Origin of the sequence: Nonlabens marinus S1-08, assembly GCF_000831385.1 — a bacterium.
In the GTDB taxonomy this organism is placed as follows: domain Bacteria; phylum Bacteroidota; class Bacteroidia; order Flavobacteriales; family Flavobacteriaceae; genus Nonlabens; species Nonlabens marinus.
Genome location: NZ_AP014548.1, coordinates 1,821,391 through 1,832,775 on the forward strand (window position 1 = coordinate 1,821,391; position 11,385 = coordinate 1,832,775).

The window sequence follows — 11,385 nt, forward strand, 5'->3', positions numbered from 1 at the left end:
TTCCCATGTCCCAAAATCCCATATTTCAGATTGCCCAAAGAAAAGTAGGGACAAATTATGCTCCTTTGGTTATTGCAGAAATAGGGATCAACCACAACGGATCTCTTAAAATCGCCAAGGAAATGGTGGATGCCGCTGCCCGTGCTGGCGTGGAAGTAGTAAAGCACCAAACCCATATCGTTGAAGACGAGATGTCTGGCGCCGCAAAAAAGGTAATTCCCGGCAATGCTGATATTTCCATTTATGAAATCATGGAGGCTTGTTCCCTTAATGAGGAAGACGAGATTGCCCTAAAGGATTATGTGGAAGAAAAGGGAATGCTTTTTATCTCTACTCCTTTTTCACGTGCCGCTGCTGACCGTTTAGAGTGTATGAATGTGGTGGCCTATAAAATAGGGAGCGGCGAGTGTAATAACTACCCGCTGCTGGAGCATATTGCTAGCTTTGGTAAACCTGTTATTTTAAGTACAGGAATGAATACCATAGAAAGTGTTTCAAAAGCGGTAGCCATTTTTGATAAACATCAAGTTCCCGTAGCGGTGCTGCATACCACAAACCTATATCCTACACCACCGCACCTGGTACGACTAGGAGCCATGCAGGAACTCCACCAGGCGTTTCCCGATAAGGTATTTGGCCTTTCAGACCATACCTTGGGTAATATTGCGTGTCTGGGTGCGGTAGCCCATGGTGCATCTATTTTGGAACGACATTTTACAGATCATATGCAACGCACAGGACCAGATATAGTTTGTTCCATGGATGAACAAGCCTGCGCAGATTTGATACAGCAAAGTGCTCTTATGGCACAGATGCGAGGTGGTCATAAAGGTCCAGCAGCAGAGGAACAAGTGACTATCGACTTTGCCTTTGCTACCGTTTGCACGATTGCACCCATCAAAAAAGGAGAGGTATTTACTAAAGAAAATATTTGGGTAAAGCGACCTGGGACTGGTGAAATCCTAGCAGCAGAGTATGATGACATTTTAGGGAAAAAGGCGCTGAGTGATATTGGGCTGGATGAGCAATTGACCTATAAAGACATCGGGTAGATGAAAAAAATTGCATTTCTTACCGGTACACGAGCAGATTTTGGAAAGCTGAAATCACTGATTACGGCAGTGGATCAAAGTCCGCTTTTGGAGTATTCCATATTTGCGACGGGAATGCATTTGATGGACCTTTATGGTCGTACGGTCATAGAGATTGAAAAAGCAGGTTTTAAAAATATTTATAAAGCCTCCAATTCTACTGCAGAGACCACCATGGATCTAACGCTGGCAAGAACCATTGAAGAGTTTTCCAAATTTATAAAGGAAACCAAGCCAGACTTGATCGTAGTTCACGGCGATCGGGTGGAAACCCTTGCGGGAGCCATTTCAGGATCCCTCAACAATATATTGGTGGCCCATGTGGAAGGTGGTGAGATTTCTGGTACTGTTGACGAGCTATTGCGGCATGCGGTGAGCAAAATGAGTCACATCCACTTTGTTTCCAACGATACCGCTGCCCGCAGGTTGCGCCAAATGGGGGAGCTGGATGAATCGATTATTACCACAGGTTCTCCAGATCTGGATATCCTATTTTCAGCTCAGCTGCCCGACCTAAAAACCGCGATGGATTATTATGGGATTCCGTTTGAGGAGTATGCCATTGCCCTATACCATCCAGTGACCACAAATGCCCAGAACAAAAAGGATGCCCGCAGTTTTGTGGATGCTCTTCTACGAGACGATTCCAATTACGTGGTGATCTATCCAAACAACGATTTGGGTTCCAATGATATTTTAGAAGAGTATGCCCGCTTTCGCGAAAGCGGAAAACGATTCAAACTATTTCCTTCCCTGAAATTTGAGTATTTCATCACATTATTGAAACACGCACGCTTTCTCATAGGGAATAGCAGCGCTGGGATTCATGAATCACCTTATTTAGGGGTGCCTACCGTCAATATAGGTCGAAGACAGGAAAACCGTGATCTAGATAATGATACCATTATTCATACGTTAAGCGATCCTAATGCTATTTTGGAAGGTGTTTCCAAAGCCAAAAAACAAAAACTAAAACCACGTAAAATACATCAACAGGTTACTGCAGCTCACCATTTTATAAAAGTGTTGGAACAGCCAACTATCTGGGGAATAGATCATCAAAAACAGTTTAGGGACTTGAGCGTTTAAATGAGCAATAGTTCCAAACATAGCACTTTAGGTTTAGTTATTACAGATGGCGTAGGCTACCGTAATTTCCTTTTGAGTGATTTTCCCAAGGCGGTAGCTTCATCTTTCGAAAAAGTGGTGCTGTTTTCAGGATTACCTGCTAGTGCTTTTGAACAGTTGGATGTTACACGATTTACGATTGTGGAATTACCCATATATAGAGAGACGAAACGACAATGGTTTTGGCGAAAGCTGCGGGAGATCGCCCATTTGAGAATGTTTCCCAACAATGATGGAATAAGGGATAATCTGTCTATGAATTACCGCACTGGCTGGCGTCCCAACGATATTTTAGTTAAGATCATCTATGCATGGACGTGGATCAATCCGTCAGAGAAAGCCGTGCAACAATTTGAAAAGTACCGCAACAATTGTTTGAATGATAGCCCTGAACAAACGATTGTCGACAATCTATTGGACAATTACCCAGTGGATCTTCTGTTTTTCACACACCAGCGGCCACCATTTATTGCGCTTCTTACCATAGCAGCAGAAAAACGCAAAATACCTACAGCTACCTTTATTTTCTCTTGGGATAACCTTGCTTCCAAGGGTAGAATGGCTTCCACTTTTGATCATTACCTCACGTGGAGTGAATTGATGAAGAATGATCTCCTCTATTTTTACAAAAACGTTAGTGAATCTCAGGTTCACGTGGTGGGAACACCACAATTTGAGCCTTACGTGTTGGAAGAATTTCACCGGGATAGAAATTGGTTGTTGAATAAATTCGATCTTGATCCTGACAAAAAAACGATCTGCTACAGTTGCGCGGATAAATCTATAGGCCCTAACGATCCCATAGTGATTGCATCCATAGCCCAAGCAATAGATAACAAGGAAATAGAAGGCGCCCAGCTATTGGTACGTACCTCACCAGCCGAAGATCCCGACAGGTTCAAGGAAGTAAAAGATAATTATCCAGAAATCAAATGGAACTACCCTCGATGGAAACTCACTAGGGAGAACCATCCTGAACCTTGGAGTCAGCGCATTCCCGATAGGGAGGACATAGCAGAGTTGAGATCAGTTTTAGAATATTCCGACATTAATGTCAATATGTGCTCTACCATGAGTCTGGACTTCATGATCTTTGATAAACCCGTAATCAATACGGTTTTTGGGAATCCAGAGAATGGTTTATACAATGACCAGCGGTTTTTAAAATATCAACATTATAAAACAGTGATAGAAAGCGGTGCCGTGAGTATAGCAAAAAATAAACAAGAATTAATCGACCAAATCAATTTTTCGCTTGAAAATCCTACCGCAAGACTTAAACAACAAAGAGAATTGGTTAAGTTGCAAATAAGTAAACCATTAGAAGGAACCTCAAAAAGGATCAGTACTGAACTAGCAAAATTAATCTCCCGTTGAAAATAAAAGTCCTGATCGTATTTGGTACTAGACCTGAAGCCATAAAAATGGTGCCAGTGATTAAGTCTTTTAGAGCAGATGACGCCTTTGAAACCATTGTTTGCAATACCGCACAGCACCGCGAGATGACTGATCAAGTGCTGGAATTTTTCTCCCTCAAAGGAGATTACGATCTGGACATCATGCAAAAAGAGCAATCTCTTAATGGTCTAATGGGCAGGTTAATTACAAAACTGGACAATGTCTTAGAAGAGGTTATCCCTGATATAGTTCTTGTGCATGGTGACACCAGTACTTGTCTGGCAGCAACCCTGGCGAGCTTCCATAAACAGATTCCTGTAGGTCACGTGGAGGCTGGTTTGCGTACGTATGATTTTACCCAGCCATTTCCTGAGGAAATGAATCGCCAAGTCTGTGATAAGTTGGCCACCTTACATTTTGCTCCCACAGACAATGCGGTTGCTGCGCTCCTTCAAGAAGGGGTAAAGAGCAATTCAATTTTCAAGACCGGCAACACTATCGTTGATGCAGTTGAACTTGCATTACCCATGATTAAAAACAATCATCCACGTATCCAGCAAATGGACAGCTGGTTAAATCCAAGTTCACGATTAATTCTAGTCACAGGCCACCGTCGAGAGAATTTCGGTAAGGCACTTCTGGAGGTAATAGGAGCACTCAAAGAAATTTCAGAGTTGGATAACGTGCAACTTGTTTATCCAGTACACCTCAATCCTAATGTTCAAGATCCAGTATATGATCTGTTGGGTAATATATATAATTTATTATTGTGTGATCCCTTGGATTATGAGAGCTTTCTATGGCTTATGAAGCGTTGTGATTTTATAATTACCGATAGTGGAGGGATTCAGGAAGAGGCTACGGTTTTAGGGAAAAATGTGCTAATCACTAGAAATACTACGGAAAGGCAAGAAGCTGTAACAGCAGGTTTTGTCAAATTAGTAGGCACTGATAAGGGTAAAATAGTAAAAGAGGCTATTCATCTTCTCCAGCAGTCGCCACAAAAGCAGGATAAAGACAATCCTTACGGGAGTGGCGATGCAGCCACCCAGATTCTAAATGCGGTGAAAACTCATTTTATTGTATAAGCGACCAAAACATATAGCCATCGTTTGCAACTATGAAGTACGTCCAGATCGAGTAGGTGGTATGGATCGTTTTTTTGTGGCGTACGATGCTTTCGCGAAAGCGAACAGCTTTCAAGTAACTTGGTACTTCTCAAGATTTGAACCCTATTCTTTTTATAGCAACTTGACCATCAAAAATGCTGATGGAGAAAATGTGGAATCTTTCTTTTTGAAGCAACTCGCCGTAACGGCAGACGAATACGACATTTTGATCACTCATTTTACATCCTTATGCAATTCCTTTTATAAGCAAGCTAGAAAGATCCAGGATTTTGAGAAGGTTATTGTTGTAGATCATAATCCACGACCATTGAATGGGTTCACGTTCAAAAAACGACTAAAGAACAGGGTTAAAGGATTGTTATATCACAAATACGTCGATCAATTTATAGGTGTTTCTAACTATACCAGTCATCACATCATTAAAGATTTGGGCCTTCATGTAGCTGGTAAAACAACGACTATACATAATGGAATTGACACAAGTCAGGTGTGTACCAGTCAGCGTAATCGAGCAAGAACGTATACCCAGACTGATAAATTAAAATTGATTATTGTTTCTCATTTGCGGGAGTCTAAAGGAATACAGGATGTGATTGCAGCAATTTCAAAATTAGAACCTGCAGAACTTCAAAAAGTCGAAACTCATATTTATGGTTCTGGACCTATGGAGAAGGAACTAAAAGATCAGGTTGCTCTAAATGATCTCTCTAATTGCATATTCTTTAAAGGCAGCTCAGCTCAGATACCTGAATTGTTAGCCGATTTTGATTACCTACTACAACCTACTTATATGGAGTGTTTTAGCCTATCAATTCTGGAAAGCCTGGCAGCAAACGTACCTGTCATAACCACTACTGTGGGTGGTAATCCAGAAATCATTATTGAGGGTGAAAATGGTTTTTTGTTTGAGGCAAAAAATACCACCAGATTAATACAGATTCTGAAAGATTTACTCAATAATGAAAAAGGTATATACACTTCAACAAGCGATACAATTAGAAATGGGTATACTCTGGAAAAGATGGTGATCGACCATTTAAAACCAATCAATTGATGCATATAGGACTTATAACTACAGAGTACCCTATTTCAGGAACGGGAGCTTACGGTGGAATTGGAACCAGTATGAAAAATATGGCGCTGGGATTGGTTTCTCAAAACGTCAAGGTCAGCGTTTTTCTAATTAGCCAGAAGCTGGGAAAAGTCATAGAGGAAGACGGAGTGACTGTATATTTTATAGAGCAATTGAAATACCCAGTACTCAGTTGGTTTTTTTATAAAAAGCATGTTCAACACTATATCAATAAAATAATACAATCAGAGAGAATCGATGCGATAGAAGCTCCTGACTGGAGTGGTATTACTGCGTTCATGAGCTTTAAATGCCCACTAGTATTGCGATTTCATGGCACGGATGCTTATTTCTGTGAACTTGAAGGTCGTAAGCAAAAGTTTAAAAACTACTGGTTAGAGAAGTTTGCATTAAATGGTGCAGACCATTTCGTTTCAGTAAGTGAGTTTACCGCAGTACGAACTCGACAATTATTTAAATTACAATCTAAGATCACAATTATCCCTAACGCCGTGAATCTCGATTATTTTGTACCAGAAAAAGAAGAGGAAGAGCCACTGCAAATATTGTATTTTGGCACTTTGATCCGTAAAAAAGGCGTATTAGATCTAATAGAGATTTTTAATCAGGTGGTAGAGAAGCTTCCAGAAATAAAACTTTATCTAGCAGGAGTTGACACTAGGGATATCAAAACAGCTAGATCTACCAAGGAATTAATGATGGAGAGGCTGTCGCTTAAAGCGAAAAAACAAACCATTTTTTTAGGAAAATTAGAATACGCATTAATGAGATCAGAAATTGCTAAGGCTACCGTCATCGCATTGCCCAGTTATGCAGAGGCATTACCTATGACGTGGATTGAGGCCATGGCGATGGAAAAGGCGCTGGTCACAAGTGACATAGGATGGGCTAATGAGGTAATGGTAGAAGGAGAAACAGGATTTACAGTGTCGCCTGATAACCATAATTTCTATGCTCAACGTCTTGTAGAATTCCTGATAAGTCCAGAATTACGCAGGGAAATGGGGTTGAAAGCTAGAAGTAGAGTAAAGGCAAAATTCTCTCAAGAGGTTATTGCGCAGTTGAATTTAAATTTTTATCAAGGTATTATTGATTAAATGAAGGAATTTAAAACCACTCAAGGAGAAGTTTTGCTGTACATAGGTGCTCCAGATTTCAAAATGCTGGAAGCATTAGCCGCCGGTCCTGGAGATGTGTGGCATTCTGGCTTACAATCTGGACTCATGGATGCATTTCAGGAAATTAAGTTTCAGGTCGCTACCTTCTGGTGGTATATCAACGATTTTCCTAGTAACGATATCGTCATTTCATGGCGCATGCCTCATGATGCTTTTGTGGTACGCAAGACGGTATGGGAACAAACGATTGGACTCGATCATAACTATGAAGATGCTTTCATGTCCGGGCTTGATTTTGCCTACCGCATGTTGAGGTATGCTGGAGCGACCGTACTAAATGTAGCACGATTATTTCCTGTTGATGATAAGCGATTCAGTGTGAGTCGAGAAGACAGGTTTAGATTTTATCTCAAATTTTTTAAGGTCGATCATAGCCTATACATGATTTATCGAGCGCCTTTGTCTGCTAAACTAGCTGAAATAAACACATTTCTCAAACTCAAAAAAGTTACCAATCGCTATGATCAAGAGCTAATCAAACCAAGGAAATTAGCTCCGGTCTCAGGGAATCCGAAGGTGAGCTACATTATTCCCACGATGATGCGGCAACATATGACAGCTTCCCTTTTAAAAGATCTTGCAAATCAAACCTATGACCTACATGAGGTAATTTTGGTAGATGCAACACCAGAGGCTGAGAGAATCGATGGTATTTATGACGGTAATTTTCCATTTAATCTCAAGGTAAAATGGCAAGAGACGCAAGGAAGTTGTCGTGCGAGAAATGAGGCCATTGAGCTTAGTAGTGGTGAGTTTGTTGTTTTCGGAGATGATGATATCAAAATTCAGCCAGACTTTGTAGAAAAGCACATCCAGTTTTTACAAACTTATAAGGCAGATGCTTGTACCGGACTAGATATTATGGCAGACCATCCAGAGCAAAATCTAGATGACCTCAGCTATAAGTTAGACCATCTTGACCCTTGGTTTTTTAGAACCGGTGTCTCTCAATCTTTTAATAATGCCAACTCTTGTGTGCGGCGAGAATGGATTGAAAAGATAGGACTCAATGACATCAACTTTGACGGTGGTTACGGAGAAGACAGCGATTATGGCATCAGGCTAGTTAAAAATGGTGCAATCGTAATGTACAATCCTTTTTCTAAAAATTTACATCTGAAACCTGCTAAGGGTGGTTACAGATGGTGGGGAGATCAAAGTAAAAGAAAAGGGAAACAAAGAAAACCACAACCCTGGGAAGGAGATCGAAGAGTAACTAACATTATCCCAGTTCCAAGCCCTACAATTTCTTATTTTAATCTGAAACACTTTACTCAAGAGCAGGTCAAGGAGTATCGACACATTTACTTTTTTAAGCAATTATTGAAGAAAAATTTATTGGGATTACCAATAAAAATTGCTAAGCTGGCGCATAAAAGAAAGCAGTTTAAGGAATCTATGATCTATGCACATAATTTGATCAAGAAAGGCCCACAATACAAATAAATGAAACTTTCACTCATCATCTGTACTTTTGAGCGGCCGCAGGCAATTATGAGCCTCTTAACTTCTGTGCAGCAGCAGACCCGCTATCCAGATGAAATCCTAATTATTGATGGAAGCAAGGATGATCGAACGGAAGTTCGCTTTCGCGAAAGCGAAATCGGTAAAATCAATTATCATAAGGTTACAGAGATAGATCGTGGGTTGACTAAGCAACGCAATTATGGTATTGAACAGGTCTCTAGAGACACAGATATTGTGGCATTTCTAGATGATGACGTCATCTTGCAACCCGATTATTTTGAAAAATTGCTACAAACGTATGAAATCCATCCTGCAGCGGTAGGAGTAGGGGGTTACATAACTAATGAGATCCTGTGGCAAGAAACCAAATCTGTCAATCCACGAGACCTCAATTACTTTTACTTTGACGGATACCGTCGCAAGGAAAGCAGCCGTTATAAGCTAAGACGCCGGCTGGGCTTGGTACAGCAAACACCTCCTGGGGTGTATCCTACATTTGGTCATGGTAGATCCATAAGCTTTCTACCGCCTTCAGGGAAGACCTATCAAGTCAATCAGTTAATGGGAGGTGTGTCTAGTTTCCCTCTAAGCCTGCTGAAAGAACATAAGTTCTCTGAATATTTTGAGGGTTACGGATTGTATGAGGATGCACATTTCACTTTAAGAGTATCCAAAATTGGCAATTTGTATTTGAACACAGCGGCTCAATTAGAGCATCACCATGATCCAGGAGGAAGACCTAATTTATTTAACTATGGTAAAATGGTGGTTCGCAATGGTTGGCTGGTTTGGCGTACCTTCAACCCTGTACCTAATTGGAACGATAGGTACAAATGGTGGGTGATTACTATCCTATTAGCTGTTATTCGCTTTTTGAATATATGTACCACTAGGGATCGATCTGGTTCATTTCAAGAATTTTCAGGAAGGGTTATAGGGATGTTCACACTACTATTAAATAAACCAAAGAATTGAAATTCAGCAAAGACATAAATAGGTATCGGGAGTATAGTGATAGGAAGAACGTTCTCTTTTTACTATTTACGCAGCAGGGTTTATGGGCTCTGTTTTATTACCGTGTGTTTAATGCCATTTACAGATCAAAGCTACCTGGCCTACTTAAAAAGCTACTATTGGTAATTGGAGTTTTGTTCCAGAAAAAAGTAGAAATTCTTACCGGGATCACTTTACCATATAGCACTCAAATTGGTGAAGGCTTATATATCGGTCATCATTCCGGAATCATTGTGAATGCAAACGCTGTTATAGGTTCCAATTGTAATATATCTCAAGGGGTAACCATAGGCGTGAGCGGTCGTGGAGACCAACGCGGAGTGCCAATAATTGGCAATCGCGTATACATAGGGGTGAACGCAGTGATAGCAGGTCGAATTACAGTAGGTGATGCTGCAGTCATCGCAGCTAATTCATTAGTGACTAGAAATGTTGACTCGCACACTACCGTGATGGGCGTGCCGGCTGTTCAGGTAAGTGATAATGATAGTAGAGACTACATATAATGAAGTTGTTAATCGTTTCAGACGCGCCCATTTTATATCGTAATGACATGAAGATGGCCTATGCTCCTTATGTCAAAGAAATGGATTTATGGATGCGACATGTCTCACAGACAACGTTTTTGTGCCCGGCAACATATAATCGCAACTTACTTATAACTCCATTTGAAAATCAAGAATTCAACCATGTCAAGGTGCGCCGGTTGGAATTTCATAGAGTTGCTGCAGCTGTACTATCGCTGTTATCAATTCCGTTTCAAATCTATCGTTTGTATAGCGAGATGAAAAAGGCAGACCACGTGCACCTGCGAGCTCCAGGAAACTTAGCATTGTTAGCCGGATTTGTTGCTCTATCGCTTTCGCGAAAGCGGAAAACCATCAAATATGCGGGCAATTGGGACCCCAGTGCAAAGCAACCCTTGTCCTACCGCCTTCAAAAGAAATTGTTTTCCAGCCCAAAATGGTCTGAAAACACCAGCGTAATGGCCTACGGTCAATGGTCTGGACAGAGTGGTAACATCAAACCGTTTTTCACAGCCACTTATAGTAAAGTAGAAAGGAAAGTCTATAGTAAAACGCTCCAAACTCCATTCCAATTCCTTTTTGTGGGAACACTTTCCAAAAATAAGAATCCATATTTATTAATTGAACTAGTCAAGGAATTGAACCGAAAAGGGATCAGGTCAGAAGCTCACTTTTATGGAGACGGTCCAATGAGGCAAGAATTAATTCGATATTGTCAGCCTGCGCCTGTCGAAGGCTTGTCCGAGAACAATAACAATGTCAGTTCGAGCTGTCATCCTGAGCCTGTCGAAGGAGCAGTCGAGAACAGTTCAGCTTCCAATGAAGACATTGACTATAACAAATCACAATTCTATTTTCATGGGAACCAACCCGCAGGTATTGTGAAGAAAGCTTACGAAGGCGCCCATTTCGTATTTCTAGCATCCCAAAGTGAAGGTTGGCCTAAAGTTATTGCGGAAGCTATGTGGCACGGATGTCTACCCATCGCCACACCAGTAAGCTGCGTTCCTTGGATGTTAAATCAAAATAGGGAGGAAAACAAAAAGGTAAATTGGGAAACAGACCGCGGGATACTTTTTTACTCCATGGAACAAACCGTTTCTGAAATCAAAATAATGATGGCCCATTCAGTGTATTATGAACACATGTCTCAAAAAGCACAACAATGGTCACAACAGTACACTCTAGAAAAGTTCGATGAAGCAATTAAGAACCTTCTTCACAACTGAATAAATCACACATAAATTGGATGAGTAGAAGATATTCAAAGACAGTACCACACACTTTTAACTTTTAGTTTGTCACTTAAAACTGCTAACATCAAACTATTCATTATTCACTTTTAGTTTTTCACTTCAT

Annotated in this window: 10 protein-coding genes; all 10 read left to right on the forward strand. The window is 40.7% G+C overall.

The features are described 5' to 3' along the window. Positions 1–5: 5 nt before the first annotated feature. Genes NMS_RS08340 through NMS_RS08385 form a run of 10 tightly spaced genes read left to right on the forward strand, consistent with a single transcriptional unit; the run spans position 6 to position 11,255 of the window. A complete protein-coding gene (locus NMS_RS08340; protein ID WP_041496289.1) occupies positions 6–1,052 on the forward strand; it encodes an N-acetylneuraminate synthase family protein in 1,047 nt (348 codons plus the stop codon). Beyond that, positions 1,053–2,180, forward strand: a complete 1,128-nt coding sequence (neuC, locus tag NMS_RS08345) for a UDP-N-acetylglucosamine 2-epimerase (RefSeq protein ID WP_041496290.1) — start codon at positions 1,053–1,055, stop codon at positions 2,178–2,180. It abuts the gene before it with no gap. Continuing rightward, positions 2,181–3,596, forward strand: coding sequence for a glycosyltransferase family protein (locus NMS_RS08350; protein ID WP_041496291.1), 1,416 nt, complete (start codon positions 2,181–2,183; stop codon positions 3,594–3,596). Then, complete coding sequence (gene wecB, locus NMS_RS08355) at positions 3,593–4,705, forward strand: non-hydrolyzing UDP-N-acetylglucosamine 2-epimerase (protein WP_041496292.1); 1,113 nt, start codon at positions 3,593–3,595, stop codon at positions 4,703–4,705. The genes NMS_RS08350 and wecB overlap by 4 nt, the downstream gene beginning before the upstream one ends. Then, complete coding sequence (locus tag NMS_RS08360; RefSeq protein WP_041496293.1) at positions 4,698–5,801, forward strand: glycosyltransferase family 4 protein; 1,104 nt, start codon at positions 4,698–4,700, stop codon at positions 5,799–5,801. The genes wecB and NMS_RS08360 overlap by 8 nt, the downstream gene beginning before the upstream one ends. Then, positions 5,801–6,937: a glycosyltransferase family 4 protein gene (locus NMS_RS08365; protein WP_041496294.1), complete on the forward strand. Its 1,137-nt coding sequence runs from the start codon at positions 5,801–5,803 to the stop codon at positions 6,935–6,937. The genes NMS_RS08360 and NMS_RS08365 overlap by 1 nt, the downstream gene beginning before the upstream one ends. Beyond that, positions 6,938–8,464: a glycosyltransferase family 2 protein gene (locus tag NMS_RS08370; RefSeq protein WP_041496295.1), complete on the forward strand. Its 1,527-nt coding sequence runs from the start codon at positions 6,938–6,940 to the stop codon at positions 8,462–8,464. After that, positions 8,465–9,460 carry a glycosyltransferase family 2 protein gene (locus NMS_RS08375; RefSeq protein WP_041496296.1) on the forward strand — a complete coding sequence of 332 codons (996 nt, stop codon included), beginning with the start codon at positions 8,465–8,467 and terminating at the stop codon, positions 9,458–9,460. Beyond that, positions 9,457–10,005, forward strand: coding sequence for a serine O-acetyltransferase (locus tag NMS_RS08380; RefSeq protein WP_041496297.1), 549 nt, complete (start codon positions 9,457–9,459; stop codon positions 10,003–10,005). The genes NMS_RS08375 and NMS_RS08380 overlap by 4 nt, the downstream gene beginning before the upstream one ends. Beyond that, the gene (locus tag NMS_RS08385) at positions 10,005–11,255 is read left to right on the forward strand and encodes a glycosyltransferase (RefSeq protein ID WP_041496298.1); all 1,251 of its coding nucleotides are present in this window, start codon (positions 10,005–10,007) and stop codon (positions 11,253–11,255) included. The genes NMS_RS08380 and NMS_RS08385 overlap by 1 nt, the downstream gene beginning before the upstream one ends. The last annotated feature ends 130 nt before the right edge of the window (positions 11,256–11,385 follow it).